Raw genomic sequence first — 22,977 nt, 5'->3', positions numbered from 1 at the left:
GCCTGCTTCAACTTTAGGCTCCTGTAACGGTGAGCAATCCGCTTTTATTTAATGCGTCAGACTGGCTGATGGTTCAATAAAAGGCTCAAAGGTGCATTTCGAGAATTTTTTCGCATAAACCTCTTTCAGCCGGGGAGGTTCTCTCTAATATGGAAACGGACTCTCTACTTCTCCTTATCAACGCGTTTAAATGTATTAATCATACTATATTACATTTTTAGAAAAAAGTTAACTGTTCGCGCTTTTTAATCGGGTTAAAATTGTTTCTTTTCCAAGCAGCTCAATTGCCTGAGGAAGGTCCGGCCCGTGAGTTTGTCCTGTAGTGGCAACACGGATAGGCATAAAGAGACTTTTGCCTTTATGTCCGGTCGACTTCTGAACAGCTTTTGTAGCTGCTTTAATTTGATCAGCCGTAAAGGTCTCAAGTTTCTCGATTTCCAGAGCAAATGCTGTAAGAACCTCTGGAACCTGTTCCTCTTCAAGAACATTACGCGCCTCGCGGTTATAAGTAATTTCTTCTTTAAAGAAAAGCTCAGTCAGTTCAACGATTTCTGCACCATAACTCATTTTGTCCTGATGAAGGCCGATTAATTTCCGCGCCCAGTCGATTTCTTCAGCTGCAGCAGTTTCTGATACTTTTCCAGCTTTTATCAAATGAGGAAGGGAAAGCTCAACCAGCTGATCTAATTCGAGCTGTTTGACATATTGATTGTTCAGCCACATTAGTTTCTGTGTATCAAAAACAGCCGGTGATTTCGATAATCGATTCGGATCGAATATTTCAATGAACTGCTCTTTGCTGAATATTTCTTCCTCGCCGCCCGGAGACCATCCAAGCATGCCGATAAAGTTAAAGAGCGCCTGCGGTAAATAGCCCAGCTCTTTATATTGTTCAATAAATTGAATAATTGATTCATCGCGCTTGCTTAATTTTTTGCGGTTTTCATTCACGATTAATGTCATATGGCCGAAAATAGGCGCTTCCCATCCCAATGCATGGAAGATCATGATTTGCTTCGGTGTATTGGAAATGTGATCTTCCCCGCGAAGGACATGAGTCATTTTCATTAAATAATCATCTACCGCTACAGCGAAATTATAAGTTGGTGTTCCGTCTTTTTTTACGATGACATAATCGCCGATTCCATCTGTTTCAAATGAGATTTCATCTTTCACGATATCATTGAATGTGATGACCTCTCCTTTGGGAACACGGAAGCGAATGCTTGGTTTTCTTCCTTCATCCTCAAGCTTTTGCTGCTCTTCAGATGTTAAATTCGCGCATTTTCCAGAGTATTGAGGAGTCTCGCCGCGGGCACTTTGCTCTTCCCGCTCCTGCTCAAGCTCTTCTTCTGTGCAATAGCATTTATACGCTTTTCCGCTTGAAAGAAGTTCACCGTAATATTTTTTATAAAGATCATTGCGCTCTGATTGTCTGTATGGACCGTATTCACCGTCTGTATCAATGCTTTCATCCCAGTCGATGCCGAGCCATTTCAAATATTTAAGCTGGCTTTCTTCGCCGCCTTCAATATTTCTCTTTTTATCCGTGTCTTCAATTCGGATAATAAATTTGCCGCCGGTGTTGCGTGCATATAAATAATTAAAAAGGGCTGTTCGGGCATTCCCGATATGTAAATGTCCAGTCGGACTTGGAGCGTATCGCACTCTTACTTCATTTGTCATTGTTGTACCTCCGATAATCTTTAGCATCCGTTTCATTTTATCACTAAAATCCCTCTGTTCAAAAGATTGTCCGTGATTATTTTTTTTGAATGAGAACCGTTGCCTGCGATGCAATTCCTTCGCCTCTGCCCGTAAATCCAAGCTGTTCGGTCGTCGTTGCTTTTACATTCACCTGGCTGATGTCCGCTTCAAGCAATTCAGCAATTCTTCCTCTCATTTGCTCAATATATGGAGCCATTTTTGGCTTTTGAGCAATAATCGTGCAATCAATATTACTTAACGAATATCCATTTTCTTTAACAAGCTGCCAAACATGCTGCAGCAGCTTTGCGGAGTCCGCATCTTTAAATTCAGGATCCGTATCCGGAAAATGCTTGCCGATATCACCGGCAGCAATAGCACCCAGACATGCATCTGCAACTGTATGAAGCAATACATCTGCATCTGAATGGCCCAGCAGTCCTTTTTCATACGGAATCTCGATCCCTCCGAGGATGAGCGGTCGGCCTTCTACGAGCTGATGCACATCAAATCCCTGTCCAATTCTAAGCATTATGTTTCCCCTCTTTCACTTTCTAAGATGGCTTTTGCAATCAGCAGATCATCTGGTGTCGTTAGTTTAATGTTTGTATAATCGCCCTCGACTACATGAACTTTGCTTCCGCTTCTTTCTATTAAACTTGCGTCATCGGTTCCCAGGAAACCAGACCGCGACGCTTCCTCGTGGGCTGCGAGGATATTTGAAAGACGAAAAGCTTGTGGGGTCTGTACGGCCCACAAGCTAGAACGTTCAACTGTTTCAATCACTTCGCTGTTCTGCACACGTTTAATTGTGTCTTTCACAGGGACTGCAACCGTTGCAGCTCCATTTTCACTTGCTGCTTTAACTAGTTTATTAATCATGTTTTTCTTAATGAATGGCCGAGCCCCGTCATGGACAAGAACGATCTCAGAAGACGCAGCTTTTAGACCATTATACACGCTGTGCTGCCTCTCGCTGCCCCCGCTGATCATTCCTTTAATCTTATGAATTCCGTAACGGTCAGCCATTTTGGTGAAAATATCTTTTTCGTTCGGATTCACAACTAAGAGAATGCCCGTACATTCCGGATCTTGTTCAAAAACATTCAATGTATGAACAATGACAGGCATCCCGTCAATTTCAATGAATTGCTTGTTCTTGCCTGCATTCATCCGCTTTCCTTGTCCTGCAGCAGGAATGACTACCTCATACTTCATTCGCTTTCTCCCCTACAACGCTTTTTCCAGCAGCTTGGGTTTAGCAAAAATCATTCTTCCGGCAGATGTCTGCAGCACACTTGTCACAATAACATCAATGTGCTTGCCTATATAATCTCTTCCATCTTCAACAACAATCATTGTTCCGTCATCTAAATAGGCGACGCCCTGATTATGTTCTTTTCCATCTTTAATGACTTGTACTTTCATTTCTTCCCCAGGCAAGACAACCGGCTTTACAGCGTTTGCTAAGTCATTGATATTCAATACAGCCACACCCTGCAGCTCACATACTTTATTTAAGTTAAAATCGTTTGTTACCACGACGCCAGACGTAAGCTTGGCGAGTTTCACGAGTTTGCTGTCAACCTCTTGGATTTCATCAAAGTCGCCTTCATAAATCTCTACTTTAATGGAGAGCTCCTTTTGAATGCGGTTCAGAATATCAAGTCCGCGTCTCCCGCGATTTCGTTTTAATGCATCAGATGAATCAGCAATGTGCTGAAGCTCTTCAAGGACAAATTGCGGAATGACAATCGTGCCTTCTAAAAATCCAGTCTGGCAGATATCAGCAATTCTGCCGTCGATAATCACGCTTGTGTCCAAAATTTTAAGCTTTTTGTCTTCTGTTTCTGCGTCTTCCTCGCCAGCGCCTTTTTTCTTTCCGATTTTGCCTGAAATAGAGAAAAGACTGATCAGCTCATCTTTACGCTTAAAACCGACCTGAAAACCAAGGTATCCAAGCAGCAATGTAAGAAAGATCGGAATAATCGTACTGAACACTTGATATTGGATGTCTTTAAACGGAATAACATTTACGATAAGAAAGGCAATTATAAGTCCGACAATCAATCCTAAACTACCAAATAGAACATCCGTTACAGGTGCCTTTACCAGTGATTCTTCTAAAAGTTTGACCCAGTTAACCACATAATCGACAAGCCAGAATGTTGCTATATAGAATAATATTGCTCCTAAAATGGCCAATGCATATGGTGAATTAATAAAAGGTATGTCTTGTAGATTTAACAATCTCATTAGCTCCGGCATAAAGAAAATGCCTAAAGTCCCTCCAAGAAACAGGAAAAAGATCTGCACAATACGCTTTAACATACCTCCACCTCCTTTATATCTATTATAATCACTTTAATTCAATTAAAACGCCAAAGATATGAATTTCTAAAGCTGTAAACAGATTGAAATGTTAGAACAGATTATACCTTTCCCTAAAAAAGAAAAACAAGAATAATATAACCTAAATCCGCGGGATTAAAACGCTTAAACAAAAAGTTTCATAAAAAGTTCGCTATATTTGACGATCAATCAGCAGCTGTTCCTGCAGCCTCCGCAGACCTTCTTTAATTTTCTTCGCCCGAACCTCGCCAATTCCATCAACCTCATCCAACTGTTCTACGGATGCACGCGTAATAAGTTTCAGATTCGTAAATTTGTTCACCAAATTTTCAATTATGACAGGCGGAAGACGCGGAATCTTCTTAAGAACTCTGTAGCCGCGCGGCATCACTAAATCCTCAAGATTTGTAAAATGTGCTGAGTAGCCAAGCAGTCTCAGCAGGACCATGTCATCTAAGAGCTCCGTATTTGTAAGGACCTGAAACTGATCGAGCACATATTTAGGATCAAGCGTTTTATCAAATGAGTAGTCTTTAATGACAAGCGCCGCTTCCTCTTCAATATCTGACAGCAATTCGTTCAGCTGCAGGCGGATCAGGTGTCCTTCTGTTCCAAGTTCATTAATGTAATTCAAGATTTCATTCTTTATGCGGAGCACCATTTCAATGCGGTGAATAACCTGCAGCAATTCATCAAACGTTACAAGCTCTTCAAATTCAAGCGCTCCAAGATTTATGATTGACTGATCAAGAACCGTGCGGTATTTCTCAAGCGTCTGAATCGCCTGATTCGCTTTTGTTAAAATAACACCGATGTCTCTCAGCGCATAGCGAAGCTCCCCGTAATAGAGGGTAATAACATTTCTTCTCTGTGAAATGGCGATTACCAGATTGCCTGTCTGCTTCGCTACTCTTTCTGCTGTCCGATGCCGCATGCCTGTTTCAATGGACCCGATAAAAGCATTTGGAACAAGCTGTGCATTTGCATATAATATTTTATTGCCGGAATCACTGAGAATAATGGCTCCGTCCATTTTAGCTAGTTCATAAAGGTGAGCCGGGGAAAATGCAGAGTTTATGTAAAAACCTCCATCTACTAGCTCTTTTACTTTGTCGCTGAAACCGACCACAATCAGACCGCCGGTTTTCGCCCGCAACACGTTTTCAATTCCTGCTCTGAGAGGTGTCCCAGGAGCAATAAATTGCAAGATTTCCTTCATGCTTTTCTCATGTGTCTTTTTCTCTTTATCAATCATTGTCCTACCCCCCTAATGTAGTCTGCAGGGCCTCTGAGACGTTCTTAACTCCCACAACCTCAATGTCCCCCGGCACCGTCCATCCGCCAATATTGGCCTCTGGAACGATTGCACGCTTAAATCCAAGCTTGGCCGCTTCCATGACGCGCTGTTCAATTCTTGAAACGCGTCTGACTTCGCCGGTTAAGCCTACTTCTCCAATAATAATATCTGTCGCTTTTGACGGTACGTCCTTAAAGCTTGAAGCTATGCTGACTGCTATTGCCAAATCAATAGCAGGTTCATCTAATTTCACTCCGCCTGCCACTTTTAAGTAGGCATCCTGGTTTTGAAGAAGCAACCCTACTCGTTTCTCAAGGACAGCCATTAACAGCGGGACACGGTTATGGTCAATCCCGGTTGCCATTCTCCGCGGATTTCCGAAGCTCGTAGGCGAGATCAGCGCCTGAATTTCCACCAGAACAGGCCTTGTTCCTTCCATGGATGCAACAACCGTAGAGCCTGCTGCACCTTTTGACCGTTCTTCAAGGAAAATCTCGGAAGGATTCAGGACTTCCTCAAGACCGCTTTCTTTCATTTCAAAAATGCCCATTTCGTTTGTTGAACCAAAACGGTTTTTTACAGCCCTTAAAATTCTGTACGTATGATGGCGTTCTCCTTCAAAATAAAGCACGGTATCCACCATGTGCTCAAGAATTCTCGGACCCGCAATGGAACCTTCCTTCGTGACATGTCCCACAATAAAGATCGCAATGCCTTTTGTTTTTGCGATCCTCATCAGTTCTGCGGTACATTCCCTAACTTGCGAAACACTCCCCGGTGCAGATGTAATATCACTTTGAAAAACAGTTTGGATGGAATCCACAATGACAAAGGCAGGATTCGTTTCATCAATTGCCTTTGTAATAAATTCAAGATCTGTTTCAGCAAAAACAAAGAGTTTATCAGACTTCACTCCAAGTCTGTCGGCCCTCATTTTCGTTTGCTTGACCGATTCTTCGCCTGAAATATATAAGACATCGTTTCCATTATCGGCTAATTGAGAAGAAACTTGAAGCAGCAGTGTTGATTTTCCAATTCCGGGATCTCCCCCTATTAATACTAGGGAACCCCTTACAATTCCGCTTCCAAGGACACGGTTAAATTCCTGCAGGTTTGTTTTAATGCGCGGTTCTTGAGTTGTTTCAATGTTTGTAATGGATGAAGGTTTATTGGCGGTTTGACCTGGAGCTGAGTGCGCAAAGGCAACTCTTCTATTTGCAGTTCCTGTTTTGACAATTTCCTCTGTCATCGTGTTCCATGCGCCGCAGCCTGGACATTTGCCCATCCATTTGGCAGATTCATATCCGCACGTCAGACACATGAATTTCGATTTCGTTTTAGCCATTATTTCGGTCCTTCCTTACTAGATTACCTATTTTAAAGAGAAATGGTTATTTTTGATGTGCTTTTTATAGAAACGAAATCGAGGCATACGTAAAAAGTGTATGCCTCATGATTGTTTCGCCTCAGATGGTTATTTTATTTTCTCTGCTTCTGCCTCAGAGCCTTTTACGATAAATTCCCCGTCCGTTACATCAAGAACGACTTTTTGCCCTTTCTCGATTGTGCCTCTCAGCAGTTCCTCGGACAGACGGTCTTCTACATGCTTTTGAATGGCTCTTCTTAGAGGACGTGCTCCGTACTCAGGATCAAATCCTTCATCAGCAATTTTATCCTGTGCGGCATCCGTGAGCTCAAGCACCAAATCCTGCTCTGCTAGACGCTTCATCAGCTGATCTGCCATCAGCGTCACAATTTCTTTAATGTGTTTCTTCTCCAGAGAGTGGAACACAATGATTTCGTCAATACGGTTTAAGAACTCAGGTCTGAATGCTTTTTTCAGCTCATTCATTACCTTGCCCTTCATATCCTTATAATCCTGCGCTTCGTCCTGTACATTGAAGCCTACGTATTTATTGCGTTTAAGCTCGCTTGCTCCGACGTTTGAAGTCATGATTAGAATCGTATTTCTGAAGTCAACTGTTCTTCCTTTAGAATCCGTTAATCGTCCATCCTCTAAAACTTGAAGAAGAATGTTGAAGACATCCGGATGTGCTTTTTCGATCTCATCTAGAAGCACAACTGAGTAAGGCTTTCTGCGCACCTTCTCTGTCAGCTGTCCGCCTTCCTCATATCCGACATATCCAGGAGGTGAACCGACAAGTCTTGAAGTTGAATGCTTCTCCATATATTCAGACATATCAATGCGAATCATCGCATCTTCGTCACCAAAAATAGATTCTGCCAGTGCTCGTGCAAGCTCTGTTTTACCAACACCTGTTGGTCCCAAGAAGACGAATGACCCGATTGGGCGCTTTGGATCCTTTAAGCCTGCTCTTGCACGGCGTACAGCTTTCGCAACTGCAACAACAGCTTCATCCTGACCAATAACGCGGTTATGAAGAATTTGCTCCATGTTGAGAAGTTTATCCGTTTCTTTTTGAGCAAGTCTTGATACAGGTATTCCAGTCCAGCTTGCCACAACCATAGCAATATCTTCAACTGTAACCTCAGAATTTTCCTGTCCTTGTTTTTCTTTCCATGTTTTCTTCGTTTCTTCAAGCTGTTCACGAAGACGCTGCTCTGTATCGCGCAATGAAGCGGCCTTTTCAAACTCCTGGCTTTGAACAGATGCATCCTTTTCTTTCCGCACTTCTTCAAGCTTCATTTCAAGCTCTTTTAAGTTTGGCGGAGTCGTGAATGAACGAAGGCGCACTTTTGAACCTGCCTCATCAATGAGATCGATTGCTTTGTCCGGAAGGAACCGGTCTGAAATGTAGCGGTCTGAAAGTTTGACTGCAGCATCAATCGCTTCATCTGTAATCGATACTCTGTGATGAGCCTCATAGCGGTCGCGAAGACCTTTTAAGATCAGGATGCTTTCTTCAGCTGTCGGCTCGTCAACCTGGATTGGCTGGAAGCGTCGTTCAAGCGCAGCATCTTTTTCAATATATTTGCGGTACTCATCAAGAGTTGTTGCACCAATACACTGCAATTCACCTCTTGCAAGTGACGGCTTAAGAATATTGGAAGCATCGATTGCGCCCTCTGCGCCTCCGGCTCCAATTAACGTATGCAATTCATCGATGAATAAAATAATATTGCCTGCCTGGCGAATTTCGTCCATTACTTTCTTAAGGCGGTCTTCAAACTCACCGCGGTATTTTGTTCCTGCTACAACTGTTCCCATATCAAGCGTCATTACTCGTTTATCACGGAGGATTTCAGGAACTTCATTATTTACGATCTGCTGAGCCAATCCCTCTGCGATCGCCGTTTTACCGACTCCAGGCTCCCCGATTAAGACAGGATTGTTTTTCGTTCTTCGGCTTAACACTTCAATGACCCGTTGAATTTCTTTGCTTCTGCCGATGACAGGATCTAAGCTGCCTTCACGTGCAATGGCAGTCAGGTCGCGTGCAAGACTGTCAAGGGTAGGTGTATTGGCGTTATTCATTGACCCCCCCTGATGTCCGGATCCTGATTCATTGCTGCCCAGAAGCTGAAGAACCTGCTGGCGCGCTTTATTTAAACTTACTCCAAGATTGTTAAGAACTCTTGCCGCTACGCCCTCACCTTCACGGATAAGCCCCAAAAGGATATGCTCTGTTCCAACATATGAATGACCAAGTTTTCTCGCTTCATCCATCGAAAGCTCGATGACTTTTTTCGCCCGCGGAGTATAGTGGATCGTTTGAGAAATTTCCTGTCCTCTTCCGATTAGACTCTCAACTTCTTTTTGAATTTTATCTGAACCAAGGCCAAGTGCAGTAAGAGCTTTGGCAGCAATCCCTTCGCCTTCACGTACAAGACCGAGAAGAATATGCTCAGTGCCGATATTATTATGGCCCAGTCGAACCGCTTCCTCTTGTGCTAATGCAAGAACTTTTTGAGCGCGCTCAGTAAATCTTCCAAACATCATACTTCATCATCCTCCATCCTTCTGACCATTTCTAGGTTTAATCTTTCTCTAATTAAGGAAGCTCTTCTTATATCCCGTTCATCCGGTCTTAATGCTCCGCCGGCATATTGCTGCAGAAAACCAGGCTGAGTTAAAATCATTAACTCGTTTAATATGTTTCTGGAAATGTCTTTAATAATATTTAAGTCTATTCCCAGCCTGACATCTGATAAACATTTGGCGGCTTCTTTTGACTCGATAATACGGCTGTATGTCAGAGTGCCGAGAGATCTGAACACACGGTCTTCAAGCGGTATCTGCGACGTTTTATATAAAGCTTCGCGTGCAGAACGCTCCTTGTCAATCAGCTGATGGACAACGCTCAGCAAATCCTCTACTATATCGTCTTCAGACTTCCCCAGTGTAATCTGATTTGAAATCTGAAAGATGTTACCTAATGCTTCGCTGCCTTCCCCGTAAATTCCTCTAACAACCAGACCTAATTGATTAATTGCCGGAATAATCCGGTTCATCTGCTGTGTCAGGACAAGTGCAGGCAAGTGCATCATAACTGATGCTCTAAGGCCAGTTCCGACATTTGTCGGACAGCTTGTTAAGTATCCTCTCTGCTCATCAAAGGCATAATCTACAGCATGTTCCATCCAATCATCCAAATCGCTTGCTGATTTTAAAGCTTCTTTCAGCTGAAGTCCCGGATATAAACATTGAATTCGAATATGATCCTCTTCATTCAGCATGATGCTGACCTCTTCATTCTCAGATAACAAACATCCTCCAAAAGAAGAATCTTCCGCTAAATTCGGACTGATCAAATGTTTTTCAACTAAAACCCTTTTTTGAATGGGCTGCAGATCATCCATCCTGAGCATTTCAAGCTTGCCGATCTCATTTACGCTTTTATCCGTAAATGTTTCTTCAAAAAGGTCTAAAATCTCCAGTGATTCTTCATTGGAGGCAATCGTTGGAAACTTGTATTTCTCAATATTTCTTGCAAGCCTGACCCTGCTGCTGAGAACAATGTCAGAATCAGGTCCTTCCTTGCTCATCCAGGCGCTCATTGCCTGATTGATAAATTGCTGAAGTGACATATCAGGATTCTCCTCCTCTGGAACTTTTTAATTTCAGTTCAAGCGAACGGATTTCATCTCGAGTCTCAGCAGCTTTTTCAAATTCTTCTTGCTGTATCAAATCTTTAAGATTCTGTTTTAATAAATCTATTCGTTTGCGGATGTGAATGCTACCGCCAATTCGTTCCGGAATTTTTCCCGCATGAACAGTGTTGCCGCTATGGACCCTTCTTAAAATAGGATTAATCTGATCATGAAAAGTCAGGTAGCACTCAGAACAGCCAAAACGGCCGACTTTTGTAAACTGCTGATAGGTCATCTGACATCTGCTGCACTGCAAAACTTCATTTTTCTTAAAAACATCCTGCTTTGTTTTTGAAATGGAAGGTTCCATATTTAACAATCCGGCCAATAAGTTATTAATTGAAAAACCAGTACTGTTATCTATAAACATCGAACTGTTATCCTGAGCACATTGTTCACAAATATGAATCTCTGTCTTTTCGCCGTTTACTACTTTTGTAAAATGAAAAGTTGCCGGCCTTTCATTGCATTCCTGGCAAATCAAGTCTGTTCACCTGCTTTCATCGGTATTTCAAGGAAGTCAGCATAGCTTTTATCATCCTTGCCCTTAACTCGTCTCTATGCGGCAAATCAATATATAAGACGGAACGGTCAATTACACTCATCATAATCTTCGCCTCGCGTCTAGAAATCACTTCTTCATTAACCAGCCTTAAAATAAGATCTTCAGCAGAGGTTTGCGAAATCCGTCTATCAATAATTCCCAATATCTGATCAATTAGATGGGCAGCGTCATTCGATTTCACCTTAATGATTCGAATATAGCCTCCTCCGCCTCTCTTACTTTCTACTATATACCCTCTTTCAATAGTAAAACGCGTATTAATCACATAATTTATTTGTGAGGGCACACATTGAAACTTATCTGCAATCTCGCTTCTTTTGATCTCAACGATTTCTTTGCCGCTCGTTGTGAGCACCTGCTTCAAATACTGTTCAATGACATCCGAGATATTCCGCACTCCGCCTCCCCCTAACTTGACTTTGACTATATTTGACTTTAACACTAATATAAAACGAACTTCACTTTTTTTCAACTTATAACCACTCATTTATCTATTTCCATTATTAACGGCACTGAAACGTTTTTAAACAGGAATAACCATTTTATTTACGCGATGCTAAAAGGTTTTTAGAATAAGAAGTTAAAAATTAGGAGGTTTAGTTATATATACGTTTTAAAAACATGATTCATGAAAGAGAATATCTTTTTAGCTATAAAAGCTGAAGTTGCCAAGGACAGGCAGAGAATGGCTATTTTCGATGTTATTCAGGTTGGGGATGTGAATAGGATTTGTCTTCCTCACATTGGTTTGATGCTCGTATAGTCGAAGGTGATTCTTGTGTGCAGCTCCCTAAAATAAGCGCTCCATACAAAAAAGAACAGCATCTCTGCTGTTCTCCTTTATGCGTGCCTGGCAACGTCCTACTCTCACAGGGGGAAACCCCCAACTACCATCGGCGCTAAAGAGCTTAACTTCCGTGTTCGGCATGGGAACGGGTGTGACCTCTTTGCCATCATCACCAGACAATATGCAATTGATTAGAAAGAATGTTATTCTTTCAAAACTAAATAACGTATGATAACAAGATTCACTTAAATGTTACACTTTATTAGACTGTGGTTAAGTCCTCGAACGATTAGTATCTGTCAGCTCCACACGTCACCGCGCTTCCACCTCAGACCTATCAACCTGATCATCTTTCAGGGTTCTTACTCACTTACGTGATGGGAAATCTCATCTTGAGGGGGGCTTCATGCTTAGATGCTTTCAGCACTTATCCCTTCCGCACATAGCTACCCAGCGATGCCTTTGGCAAGACAACTGGTACACCAGCGGTGCGTCCATCCCGGTCCTCTCGTACTAAGGACAGCTCCTCTCAAATTTCCTGCGCCCACGACGGATAGGGACCGAACTGTCTCACGACGTTCTGAACCCAGCTCGCGTACCGCTTTAATGGGCGAACAGCCCAACCCTTGGGACCGACTACAGCCCCAGGATGCGATGAGCCGACATCGAGGTGCCAAACCTCCCCGTCGATGTGGACTCTTGGGGGAGATAAGCCTGTTATCCCCGGGGTAGCTTTTATCCGTTGAGCGATGGCCCTTCCATGCGGAACCACCGGATCACTAAGCCCGACTTTCGTCCCTGCTCGACTTGTAGGTCTCGCAGTCAAGCTCCCTTGTGCCTTTACACTCTGCGAATGATTTCCAACCATTCTGAGGGAACCTTTGGGCGCCTCCGTTACATTTTAGGAGGCGACCGCCCCAGTCAAACTGCCCACCTGACACTGTCTCCCAGCCCGATCAGGGCTGTGGGTTAGAATTTCAATACAGCAAGGGTAGTATCCCACCAATGCCTCCACCGAAGCTGGCGCTCCGGTTTCCAAGGCTCCTACCTATCCTGTACAAGCTGTACCAAAATTCAATATCAGGCTACAGTAAAGCTCCACGGGGTCTTTCCGTCCTGTCGCGGGTAACCTGCATCTTCACAGGTACTATAATTTCACCGAGTCTCTCGTTGAGACAGTGCCCAGATCGTTACGCCTTTCGTGCGGGTCGGAACTTACCCGACAAGGAATTTCGCTACCTTAGGACCGTTATAGTTACGGCCGCCGTTTACTGGGGCTTCGGTTCAAAGCTTCGCTTGCGCTAACCTCTCCCCTTAACCTTCCAGCACCGGGCAGGCGTCAGCCCCTATACTTCGCCTTGCGGCTTCGCAGAGACCTGTGTTTTTGCTAAACAGTCGCCTGGGCCTATTCACTGCGGCTTTTCAGGGCTATGAACCCTAAAAAGCACCCCTTCTCCCGAAGTTACGGGGTCATTTTGCCGAGTTCCTTAACGAGAGTTCTCTCGCTCACCTTAGGATTCTCTCCTCGCCTACCTGTGTCGGTTTGCGGTACGGGCACCTCTCACCTCGCTAGAGGCTTTTCTTGGCAGTGTGGAATCAGGAACTTCGGTACTAAATTTCCCTCGCCATCACAGCTCAGCCTTCACGAGAAGCGGATTTGCCTACTTCTCAGCCTAACTGCTTGGACGCGCATATCCAACAGCGCGCTTGCCCTATCCTCCTGCGTCCCCCCATTGCTCAAATGGTGAGGAGGTGGTACAGGAATATCAACCTGTTGTCCATCGCCTACGCCTTTCGGCCTCGGCTTAGGTCCCGACTAACCCTGAGCGGACGAGCCTTCCTCAGGAAACCTTAGGCATTCGGTGGAGGGGATTCTCACCCCTCTTTCGCTACTCATACCGGCATTCTCACTTCTAAGCGCTCCACCAGTCCTTACGGTCTAGCTTCAACGCCCTTAGAACGCTCTCCTACCACTGTTCGTAAGAACAGTCCACAGCTTCGGTGATACGTTTAGCCCCGGTACATTTTCGGCGCAGAGTCACTCGACCAGTGAGCTATTACGCACTCTTTAAATGGTGGCTGCTTCTAAGCCAACATCCTGGTTGTCTAAGCAACTCCACATCCTTTTCCACTTAACGTATACTTTGGGACCTTAGCTGGTGGTCTGGGCTGTTTCCCTCTTGACTACGGATCTTATCACTCGCAGTCTGACTCCCAAGGAGCAAGTCTTTGGCATTCGGAGTTTGACTGAATTCGGTAACCCGATGAGGGCCCCTAGTCCAATCAGTGCTCTACCTCCAAGACTCTCATACTTGAGGCTAGCCCTAAAGCTATTTCGGAGAGAACCAGCTATCTCCAGGTTCGATTGGAATTTCTCCGCTACCCACACCTCATCCCCGCACTTTTCAACGTGCGTGGGTTCGGGCCTCCATTCAGTGTTACCTGAACTTCACCCTGGACATGGGTAGATCACCTGGTTTCGGGTCTACGACCACGTACTAAAACGCCCTATTCAGACTCGCTTTCGCTGCGGCTCCGTCTCATCAACTTAACCTTGCACGGGATCGTAACTCGCCGGTTCATTCTACAAAAGGCACGCCATCACCCATTAACGGGCTCTGACTACTTGTAAGCACACGGTTTCAGGATCTTTTCACTCCCCTTCCGGGGTGCTTTTCACCTTTCCCTCACGGTACTGGTTCACTATCGGTCACTAGGGAGTATTTAGCCTTGGGAGATGGTCCTCCCTGCTTCCGACGGGATTTCTCGTGTCCCGCCGTACTCAGGATCCACTCTGGAGGGAACGAAGTTTCGACTACAGGGTTTTTACCTTCTCTGACGGACCTTTCCAGGTCGCTTCATCTACCCCGTTCCTTTGTAACTCCGTATAGAGTGTCCTACAACCCCAAGAGGCAAGCCTCTTGGTTTGGGCTAATTCCGTTTCGCTCGCCGCTACTTGGGAAATCGCGTTTGCTTTCTCTTCCTCCGGGTACTTAGATGTTTCAGTTCCCCGGGTCTGCCTTCAATATCCTATGTATTCAGATAAAGATACTGTTCCATTACGAACAGTGGGTTTCCCCATTCGGAAATCTCTGGATCAAAGCTTACTTACAGCTCCCCAAAGCATATCGGTGTTAGTCCCGTCCTTCATCGGCTCCTAGTGCCAAGGCATCCACCGTGCGCCCTTCATAACTTAACCTAAATGGTCAGCCGCATCATTAGATGCGTTTCGCATTTCGTTGTTTGTTTAGACATAAATGTCTAGAAAATCACTAATTATGGTAAGCGTAAATCTCAGTGAATTACTTGTTATCAATTACGTTATCTAGTTTTCAAAGAACAACCGACAAATCAGAAGATTTGTCTTCTATCATATAGAGAGAATGATCTCTCAAAACTAAACAAAAACCAAAAGCGTCCTCATATATTCCTTAGAAAGGAGGTGATCCAGCCGCACCTTCCGATACGGCTACCTTGTTACGACTTCACCCCAATCATCTACCCCACCTTAGGCGGCTGGCTCCTTGCGGTTACCCCACCGACTTCGGGTGTTGCAAACTCTCGTGGTGTGACGGGCGGTGTGTACAAGGCCCGGGAACGTATTCACCGCGGCATGCTGATCCGCGATTACTAGCGATTCCAGCTTCATGCAGGCGAGTTGCAGCCTGCAATCCGAACTGAGAATGGTTTTATGGGATTGGCTAAACCTCGCGGTCTCGCAGCCCTTTGTACCATCCATTGTAGCACGTGTGTAGCCCAGGTCATAAGGGGCATGATGATTTGACGTCATCCCCACCTTCCTCCGGTTTGTCACCGGCAGTCACCTTAGAGTGCCCAACTGAATGCTGGCAACTAAGATCAAGGGTTGCGCTCGTTGCGGGACTTAACCCAACATCTCACGACACGAGCTGACGACAACCATGCACCACCTGTCACTTTGTCCCCCGAAGGGGAACCTTCTATCTCTAGAAGTGGCAAAGGATGTCAAGACCTGGTAAGGTTCTTCGCGTTGCTTCGAATTAAACCACATGCTCCACCGCTTGTGCGGGCCCCCGTCAATTCCTTTGAGTTTCAGTCTTGCGACCGTACTCCCCAGGCGGAGTGCTTAATGCGTTAGCTGCAGCACTAAAGGGCGGAAACCCTCTAACACTTAGCACTCATCGTTTACGGCGTGGACTACCAGGGTATCTAATCCTGTTCGCTCCCCACGCTTTCGCGCCTCAGCGTCAGTTACAGACCAGAGAGTCGCCTTCGCCACTGGTGTTCCTCCACATCTCTACGCATTTCACCGCTACACGTGGAATTCCACTCTCCTCTTCTGCACTCAAGTTTCCCAGTTTCCAATGACCCTCCCCGGTTGAGCCGGGGGCTTTCACATCAGACTTAAGAAACCGCCTGCGCGCGCTTTACGCCCAATAATTCCGGACAACGCTTGCCACCTACGTATTACCGCGGCTGCTGGCACGTAGTTAGCCGTGGCTTTCTGGTTAGGTACCGTCAAGGTGCGAGCAGTTACTCTCGCACTTGTTCTTCCCTAACAACAGAGTTTTACGATCCGAAAACCTTCATCACTCACGCGGCGTTGCTCCGTCAGACTTTCGTCCATTGCGGAAGATTCCCTACTGCTGCCTCCCGTAGGAGTCTGGGCCGTGTCTCAGTCCCAGTGTGGCCGATCACCCTCTCAGGTCGGCTACGCATCGTTGCCTTGGTGAGCCATTACCTCACCAACTAGCTAATGCGCCGCGGGCCCATCTGTAAGTGACAGCCGAAACCGTCTTTCCAACTTGAACCATGCGGTTCAAGATACTATCCGGTATTAGCTCCGGTTTCCCGGAGTTATCCCAGTCTTACAGGCAGGTTGCCCACGTGTTACTCACCCGTCCGCCGCTAACCTGCTGGAGCAAGCTCCAGCAAGTCCGCTCGACTTGCATGTATTAGGCACGCCGCCAGCGTTCGTCCTGAGCCAGGATCAAACTCTCCGAAGAAAATTTGTGACTCATTTTGTTGCTGACTTAAAAATTTAAAACGTTTGGTACGCTTTTGGTTTTGTTTAGTTTTCAAAGATCATTTGCTTCAAGAGCAACTTTTAAATCATATCATTGTTGAAATACTAAGTCAACAACTTTTTTAAAAGTAATTGGTGGAGCCTAGCGGGATCGAACCGCTGACCTCCTGCGTGCAAGGCAGGCGCTCTCCCAGCTGAGCTAAGGCCCCAATTAAAAACGGAAATGGTCGGGAAGACAGGATTCGAACCTGCGACCCCTTGGTCCCAAACCAAGTGCTCTACCAAGCTGAGCTACTTCCCGTATATGGCGCGCCCGATAGGAGTCGAACCCATAACCTTTTGATCCGTAGTCAAACGCTCTATCCAATTGAGCTACGGGCGCATATATAATATGAAATAAGTGGTGCCGAGGACCGGAATCGAACCGGTACGGTAGTCACCTACCGCAGGATTTTAAGTCCTGTGCGTCTGCCAGTTCCGCCACCCCGGCGCAAGTAAGAGCGGAAGACGGGATTCGAACCCGCGACCCCCACCTTGGCAAGGTGGTGTTCTACCACTGAACTACTTCCGCAAAATATGATGCGGGTGAAGGGACTCGAACCCCCACGTCAAAGACACTAGATCCTAAGTCTAGCGCGTCTGCCAATTCCGCCACACCCGCATATTAAGGAAAATGGTGTGCCATGAAGGACTCGAACCTTCGACCCTCTGATTAAAAGTCAGATGCTCTACCGACTGAGCTAATGGCACTTAGTTAAGAAAACACTCTTTAGTTTTGCAAGACACCCAAATCTCAGAAAGATTATTCAAGTAGTGGCTCGATTTGTGTGCTGAAGCATAAGCTTCGAAGATTACTCGATCGTGCTCTACCGACTGAGCTAATGGCACTTAGTTATTCAATGAAGCATACTTCGGTAAAACTGGTGCCGGCAAGAGGACTTGAACCCCCAACCTACTGATTACAAGTCAGTTGCTCTACCAATTGAGCTACACCGGCATTTTAATAGTATGAAGTACAACTTTGTTTATTCACTTGATAAAGTCGTCCTGATCTCAGGAAACCTAGTCAAGCAGCAGTAAGAAATAAATGGTGGAGGATGACGGGCTCGAACCGCCGACCCTCTGCTTGTAAGGCAGATGCTCTCCCAGCTGAGCTAATCCTCCACTACAGCACTTTCGTGCTTAAGTATAATGTATACTGCCTGGCAACGTCCTACTCTCACAGGGGGAAACCCCCAACTACCATCGGCGCTAAAGAGCTTAACTTCCGTGTTCGGCATGGGAACGGGTGTGACCTCTTTGCCATCATCACCAGACAATATGCAATTGATTAGAAAGAATGTTATTCTTTCAAAACTAAATAACGTATGATAACAAGATTCACTTAAATGTTACACTTTATTAGACTGTGGTTAAGTCCTCGAACGATTAGTATCTGTCAGCTCCACACGTCACCGCGCTTCCACCTCAGACCTATCAACCTGATCATCTTTCAGGGTTCTTACTCACTTACGTGATGGGAAATCTCATCTTGAGGGGGGCTTCATGCTTAGATGCTTTCAGCACTTATCCCTTCCGCACATAGCTACCCAGCGATGCCTTTGGCAAGACAACTGGTACACCAGCGGTGCGTCCATCCCGGTCCTCTCGTACTAAGGACAGCTCCTCTCAAATTTCCTGCGCCCACGACGGATAGGGACCGAACTGTCTCACGACGTTCTGAACCCAGCTCGCGTACCGCTTTAATGGGCGAACAGCCCAACCCTTGGGACCGACTACAGCCCCAGGATGCGATGAGCCGACATCGAGGTGCCAAACCTCCCCGTCGATGTGGACTCTTGGGGGAGATAAGCCTGTTATCCCCGGGGTAGCTTTTATCCGTTGAGCGATGGCCCTTCCATGCGGAACCACCGGATCACTAAGCCCGACTTTCGTCCCTGCTCGACTTGTAGGTCTCGCAGTCAAGCTCCCTTGTGCCTTTACACTCTGCGAATGATTTCCAACCATTCTGAGGGAACCTTTGGGCGCCTCCGTTACATTTTAGGAGGCGACCGCCCCAGTCAAACTGCCCACCTGACACTGTCTCCCAGCCCGATCAGGGCTGTGGGTTAGAATTTCAATACAGCAAGGGTAGTATCCCACCAATGCCTCCACCGAAGCTGGCGCTCCGGTTTCCAAGGCTCCTACCTATCCTGTACAAGCTGTACCAAAATTCAATATCAGGCTACAGTAAAGCTCCACGGGGTCTTTCCGTCCTGTCGCGGGTAACCTGCATCTTCACAGGTACTATAATTTCACCGAGTCTCTCGTTGAGACAGTGCCCAGATCGTTACGCCTTTCGTGCGGGTCGGAACTTACCCGACAAGGAATTTCGCTACCTTAGGACCGTTATAGTTACGGCCGCCGTTTACTGGGGCTTCGGTTCAAAGCTTCGCTTGCGCTAACCTCTCCCCTTAACCTTCCAGCACCGGGCAGGCGTCAGCCCCTATACTTCGCCTTGCGGCTTCGCAGAGACCTGTGTTTTTGCTAAACAGTCGCCTGGGCCTATTCACTGCGGCTTTTCAGGGCTATGAACCCTAAAAAGCACCCCTTCTCCCGAAGTTACGGGGTCATTTTGCCGAGTTCCTTAACGAGAGTTCTCTCGCTCACCTTAGGATTCTCTCCTCGCCTACCTGTGTCGGTTTGCGGTACGGGCACCTCTCACCTCGCTAGAGGCTTTTCTTGGCAGTGTGGAATCAGGAACTTCGGTACTAAATTTCCCTCGCCATCACAGCTCAGCCTTCACGAGAAGCGGATTTGCCTACTTCTCAGCCTAACTGCTTGGACGCGCATATCCAACAGCGCGCTTGCCCTATCCTCCTGCGTCCCCCCATTGCTCAAATGGTGAGGAGGTGGTACAGGAATATCAACCTGTTGTCCATCGCCTACGCCTTTCGGCCTCGGCTTAGGTCCCGACTAACCCTGAGCGGACGAGCCTTCCTCAGGAAACCTTAGGCATTCGGTGGAGGGGATTCTCACCCCTCTTTCGCTACTCATACCGGCATTCTCACTTCTAAGCGCTCCACCAGTCCTTACGGTCTAGCTTCAACGCCCTTAGAACGCTCTCCTACCACTGTTCGTAAGAACAGTCCACAGCTTCGGTGATACGTTTAGCCCCGGTACATTTTCGGCGCAGAGTCACTCGACCAGTGAGCTATTACGCACTCTTTAAATGGTGGCTGCTTCTAAGCCAACATCCTGGTTGTCTAAGCAACTCCACATCCTTTTCCACTTAACGTATACTTTGGGACCTTAGCTGGTGGTCTGGGCTGTTTCCCTCTTGACTACGGATCTCATCACTCGCAGTCTGACTCCCAAGGAGCAAGTCTTTGGCATTCGGAGTTTGACTGAATTCGGTAACCCGATGAGGGCCCCTAGTCCAATCAGTGCTCTACCTCCAAGACTCTCATACTTGAGGCTAGCCCTAAAGCTATTTCGGAGAGAACCAGCTATCTCCAGGTTCGATTGGAATTTCTCCGCTACCCACACCTCATCCCCGCACTTTTCAACGTGCGTGGGTTCGGGCCTCCATTCAGTGTTACCTGAACTTCACCCTGGACATGGGTAGATCACCTGGTTTCGGGTCTACGACCACGTACTAAAACGCCCTATTCAGACTCGCTTTCGCTGCGGCTCCGTCTCATCAACTTAACCTTGCACGGGATCGTAACTCGCCGGTTCATTCTACAAAAGGCACGCCATCACCCATTAACGGGCTCTGACTACTTGTAAGCACACGGTTTCAGGATCTTTTCACTCCCCTTCCGGGGTGCTTTTCACCTTTCCCTCACGGTACTGGTTCACTATCGGTCACTAGGGAGTATTTAGCCTTGGGAGATGGTCCTCCCTGCTTCCGACGGGATTTCTCGTGTCCCGCCGTACTCAGGATCCACTCTGGAGGGAACGAAGTTTCGACTACAGGGTTTTTACCTTCTCTGACGGACCTTTCCAGGTCGCTTCATCTACCCCGTTCCTTTGTAACTCCGTATAGAGTGTCCTACAACCCCAAGAGGCAAGCCTCTTGGTTTGGGCTAATTCCGTTTCGCTCGCCGCTACTTGGGAAATCGCGTTTGCTTTCTCTTCCTCCGGGTACTTAGATGTTTCAGTTCCCCGGGTCTGCCTTCAATATCCTATGTATTCAGATAAAGATACTGTTCCATTACGAACAGTGGGTTTCCCCATTCGGAAATCTCTGGATCAAAGCTTACTTACAGCTCCCCAAAGCATATCGGTGTTAGTCCCGTCCTTCATCGGCTCCTAGTGCCAAGGCATCCACCGTGCGCCCTTCATAACTTAACCTAAATGGTCAGCCGCATCATTAGATGCGTTTCGCATTTCGTTGTTTGTTTAGACATAAATGTCTAGAAAATCACTAATTATGGTAAGCGTAAATCTCAGTGAATTACTTGTTATCAATTACGTTATCTAGTTTTCAAAGAACAACCGACAAATCAGAAGATTTGTCTTCTATCATATAGAGAGAATGATCTCTCAAAACTAAACAAAAACCAAAAGCGTCCTCATATATTCCTTAGAAAGGAGGTGATCCAGCCGCACCTTCCGATACGGCTACCTTGTTACGACTTCACCCCAATCATCTACCCCACCTTAGGCGGCTGGCTCCTTGCGGTTACCCCACCGACTTCGGGTGTTGCAAACTCTCGTGGTGTGACGGGCGGTGTGTACAAGGCCCGGGAACGTATTCACCGCGGCATGCTGATCCGCGATTACTAGCGATTCCAGCTTCATGCAGGCGAGTTGCAGCCTGCAATCCGAACTGAGAATGGTTTTATGGGATTGGCTAAACCTCGCGGTCTCGCAGCCCTTTGTACCATCCATTGTAGCACGTGTGTAGCCCAGGTCATAAGGGGCATGATGATTTGACGTCATCCCCACCTTCCTCCGGTTTGTCACCGGCAGTCACCTTAGAGTGCCCAACTGAATGCTGGCAACTAAGATCAAGGGTTGCGCTCGTTGCGGGACTTAACCCAACATCTCACGACACGAGCTGACGACAACCATGCACCACCTGTCACTTTGTCCCCCGAAGGGGAACCTTCTATCTCTAGAAGTGGCAAAGGATGTCAAGACCTGGTAAGGTTCTTCGCGTTGCTTCGAATTAAACCACATGCTCCACCGCTTGTGCGGGCCCCCGTCAATTCCTTTGAGTTTCAGTCTTGCGACCGTACTCCCCAGGCGGAGTGCTTAATGCGTTAGCTGCAGCACTAAAGGGCGGAAACCCTCTAACACTTAGCACTCATCGTTTACGGCGTGGACTACCAGGGTATCTAATCCTGTTCGCTCCCCACGCTTTCGCGCCTCAGCGTCAGTTACAGACCAGAGAGTCGCCTTCGCCACTGGTGTTCCTCCACATCTCTACGCATTTCACCGCTACACGTGGAATTCCACTCTCCTCTTCTGCACTCAAGTTTCCCAGTTTCCAATGACCCTCCCCGGTTGAGCCGGGGGCTTTCACATCAGACTTAAGAAACCGCCTGCGCGCGCTTTACGCCCAATAATTCCGGACAACGCTTGCCACCTACGTATTACCGCGGCTGCTGGCACGTAGTTAGCCGTGGCTTTCTGGTTAGGTACCGTCAAGGTGCGAGCAGTTACTCTCGCACTTGTTCTTCCCTAACAACAGAGTTTTACGATCCGAAAACCTTCATCACTCACGCGGCGTTGCTCCGTCAGACTTTCGTCCATTGCGGAAGATTCCCTACTGCTGCCTCCCGTAGGAGTCTGGGCCGTGTCTCAGTCCCAGTGTGGCCGATCACCCTCTCAGGTCGGCTACGCATCGTTGCCTTGGTGAGCCATTACCTCACCAACTAGCTAATGCGCCGCGGGCCCATCTGTAAGTGACAGCCGAAACCGTCTTTCCAACTTGAACCATGCGGTTCAAGATACTATCCGGTATTAGCTCCGGTTTCCCGGAGTTATCCCAGTCTTACAGGCAGGTTGCCCACGTGTTACTCACCCGTCCGCCGCTAACCTGCTGGAGCAAGCTCCAGCAAGTCCGCTCGACTTGCATGTATTAGGCACGCCGCCAGCGTTCGTCCTGAGCCAGGATCAAACTCTCCGAAGAAAATTTGTGACTCATTTTGTTGCTGACTTAAAAATTTAAAACGTTTGGTACGCTTTTGGTTTTGTTT

The 22,977-nt window shown here is 46.7% G+C and carries 10 protein-coding genes, 9 tRNA genes, 6 rRNA genes and 1 other annotated feature (1 of these 26 running past the window's edge); all 25 genes read right to left on the bottom strand.

The window, feature by feature from the left end; genetic code table 11:
- Positions 1 to 190 (bottom strand) — a binding site (T-box leader) (it extends 54 nt beyond the left edge of the window).
- Between the two features lie 38 nt (positions 191 to 228).
- Positions 229 to 1,686 (bottom strand): glutamate--tRNA ligase, encoded by a 1,458-nt coding sequence (gene gltX, locus AC3ISE_RS00640; RefSeq protein WP_489222695.1) that lies wholly within the window; start codon positions 1,684 to 1,686, stop codon positions 229 to 231.
- Positions 1,687 to 1,762: 76 nt separating this feature from the next.
- On the bottom strand, positions 1,763 to 2,239 hold the full coding sequence (gene ispF / locus AC3ISE_RS00635) for a 2-C-methyl-D-erythritol 2,4-cyclodiphosphate synthase (RefSeq protein WP_489222694.1): 477 nt from the start codon (positions 2,237 to 2,239) through the stop codon (positions 1,763 to 1,765).
- Positions 2,239 to 2,925: a 2-C-methyl-D-erythritol 4-phosphate cytidylyltransferase gene (ispD, locus tag AC3ISE_RS00630; RefSeq protein ID WP_489222693.1), complete on the bottom strand. Its 687-nt coding sequence runs from the start codon at positions 2,923 to 2,925 to the stop codon at positions 2,239 to 2,241. The genes ispF and ispD overlap by 1 nt, the downstream gene beginning before the upstream one ends.
- Positions 2,926 to 2,937: 12 nt before the next feature.
- Complete coding sequence (locus AC3ISE_RS00625) at positions 2,938 to 4,038, bottom strand: PIN/TRAM domain-containing protein (RefSeq protein WP_489222692.1); 1,101 nt, start codon at positions 4,036 to 4,038, stop codon at positions 2,938 to 2,940.
- Between the two features lie 193 nt (positions 4,039 to 4,231).
- Complete coding sequence (disA, locus tag AC3ISE_RS00620; RefSeq protein WP_286166375.1) at positions 4,232 to 5,314, bottom strand: DNA integrity scanning diadenylate cyclase DisA; 1,083 nt, start codon at positions 5,312 to 5,314, stop codon at positions 4,232 to 4,234.
- Between the two features lie 4 nt (positions 5,315 to 5,318).
- Complete coding sequence (radA, locus tag AC3ISE_RS00615; RefSeq protein WP_489222691.1) at positions 5,319 to 6,701, bottom strand: DNA repair protein RadA; 1,383 nt, start codon at positions 6,699 to 6,701, stop codon at positions 5,319 to 5,321.
- Positions 6,702 to 6,830: 129 nt separating this feature from the next.
- Complete coding sequence (gene clpC / locus AC3ISE_RS00610; protein ID WP_309194755.1) at positions 6,831 to 9,278, bottom strand: ATP-dependent protease ATP-binding subunit ClpC; 2,448 nt, start codon at positions 9,276 to 9,278, stop codon at positions 6,831 to 6,833.
- The gene (mcsB, locus tag AC3ISE_RS00605; RefSeq protein ID WP_489222690.1) at positions 9,275 to 10,366 is read right to left on the bottom strand and encodes a protein-arginine kinase McsB; all 1,092 of its coding nucleotides are present in this window, start codon (positions 10,364 to 10,366) and stop codon (positions 9,275 to 9,277) included. The genes clpC and mcsB overlap by 4 nt, the downstream gene beginning before the upstream one ends.
- Before the next feature lies 1 nt (position 10,367).
- The gene (gene mcsA, locus AC3ISE_RS00600) at positions 10,368 to 10,913 is read right to left on the bottom strand and encodes a protein-arginine kinase activator protein McsA (protein ID WP_489222689.1); all 546 of its coding nucleotides are present in this window, start codon (positions 10,911 to 10,913) and stop codon (positions 10,368 to 10,370) included.
- Positions 10,914 to 10,929: 16 nt separating this feature from the next.
- Positions 10,930 to 11,391 (bottom strand): CtsR family transcriptional regulator, encoded by a 462-nt coding sequence (locus AC3ISE_RS00595; RefSeq protein ID WP_070875261.1) that lies wholly within the window; start codon positions 11,389 to 11,391, stop codon positions 10,930 to 10,932.
- 451 nt (positions 11,392 to 11,842) lie between these two features.
- Positions 11,843 to 11,958, bottom strand: a 5S ribosomal RNA gene (rrf, locus tag AC3ISE_RS00590).
- A gap of 92 nt (positions 11,959 to 12,050) precedes the next feature.
- Positions 12,051 to 14,980: ribosomal RNA gene (locus AC3ISE_RS00585) — 23S ribosomal RNA — on the bottom strand.
- A 236-nt stretch (positions 14,981 to 15,216) separates the two neighbouring features.
- Positions 15,217 to 16,766: ribosomal RNA gene (locus tag AC3ISE_RS00580) — 16S ribosomal RNA — on the bottom strand.
- A 153-nt stretch (positions 16,767 to 16,919) separates the two neighbouring features.
- A tRNA-Ala gene (locus AC3ISE_RS00575) sits at positions 16,920 to 16,995 on the bottom strand.
- 15 nt (positions 16,996 to 17,010) lie between these two features.
- Positions 17,011 to 17,087, bottom strand: a tRNA-Pro gene (locus tag AC3ISE_RS00570).
- Between the two features lie 4 nt (positions 17,088 to 17,091).
- Positions 17,092 to 17,168 (bottom strand) — tRNA-Arg (locus tag AC3ISE_RS00565).
- A 19-nt stretch (positions 17,169 to 17,187) separates the two neighbouring features.
- Positions 17,188 to 17,276, bottom strand: a tRNA-Leu gene (locus AC3ISE_RS00560).
- A gap of 9 nt (positions 17,277 to 17,285) precedes the next feature.
- Positions 17,286 to 17,357 (bottom strand) — tRNA-Gly (locus tag AC3ISE_RS00555).
- A gap of 9 nt (positions 17,358 to 17,366) precedes the next feature.
- Positions 17,367 to 17,447, bottom strand: a tRNA-Leu gene (locus AC3ISE_RS00550).
- A 13-nt stretch (positions 17,448 to 17,460) separates the two neighbouring features.
- A tRNA-Lys gene (locus AC3ISE_RS00545) sits at positions 17,461 to 17,536 on the bottom strand.
- A 171-nt stretch (positions 17,537 to 17,707) separates the two neighbouring features.
- Positions 17,708 to 17,783: transfer RNA gene (locus AC3ISE_RS00540), tRNA-Thr, on the bottom strand.
- A 91-nt stretch (positions 17,784 to 17,874) separates the two neighbouring features.
- Positions 17,875 to 17,950 (bottom strand) — tRNA-Val (locus AC3ISE_RS00535).
- 36 nt (positions 17,951 to 17,986) lie between these two features.
- Positions 17,987 to 18,102 (bottom strand): 5S ribosomal RNA (gene rrf / locus AC3ISE_RS00530).
- Between the two features lie 92 nt (positions 18,103 to 18,194).
- Positions 18,195 to 21,124, bottom strand: a 23S ribosomal RNA gene (locus AC3ISE_RS00525).
- Positions 21,125 to 21,360: 236 nt separating this feature from the next.
- Positions 21,361 to 22,910: ribosomal RNA gene (locus tag AC3ISE_RS00520) — 16S ribosomal RNA — on the bottom strand.
- The 16S, 23S and 5S rRNA genes sit together here with 9 tRNA genes alongside, the layout of an rRNA operon.
- Positions 22,911 to 22,977 lie beyond the last annotated feature (67 nt).

The organism is Metabacillus sp. KH_069 (assembly GCF_057838075.1).
This window is presented reverse-complemented; position numbering and strand designations above follow the sequence as displayed.

What these genes read in the sequence shown, in the direction of transcription:
- ispF (WP_489222694.1), bottom strand. Translation starts at nt 2,239, where the DNA reads ATGCTTAGAATTGGACAGGGATTTGATGTGCATCAGCTCGTAGAAGGC.
- ispD (WP_489222693.1), bottom strand. Translation starts at nt 2,925, where the DNA reads ATGAAGTATGAGGTAGTCATTCCTGCTGCAGGACAAGGAAAGCGGATG.
- radA (WP_489222691.1), bottom strand. Translation starts at nt 6,701, where the DNA reads ATGGCTAAAACGAAATCGAAATTCATGTGTCTGACGTGCGGATATGAA.
- disA (WP_286166375.1), bottom strand. Translation starts at nt 5,314, where the DNA reads ATGATTGATAAAGAGAAAAAGACACATGAGAAAAGCATGAAGGAAATC.
- gltX (WP_489222695.1), bottom strand. Translation starts at nt 1,686, where the DNA reads ATGACAAATGAAGTAAGAGTGCGATACGCTCCAAGTCCGACTGGACAT.
- AC3ISE_RS00625 (WP_489222692.1), bottom strand. Translation starts at nt 4,038, where the DNA reads ATGTTAAAGCGTATTGTGCAGATCTTTTTCCTGTTTCTTGGAGGGACT.
- clpC (WP_309194755.1), bottom strand. Translation starts at nt 9,278, where the DNA reads ATGATGTTTGGAAGATTTACTGAGCGCGCTCAAAAAGTTCTTGCATTA.
- mcsB (WP_489222690.1), bottom strand. Translation starts at nt 10,366, where the DNA reads ATGTCACTTCAGCAATTTATCAATCAGGCAATGAGCGCCTGGATGAGC.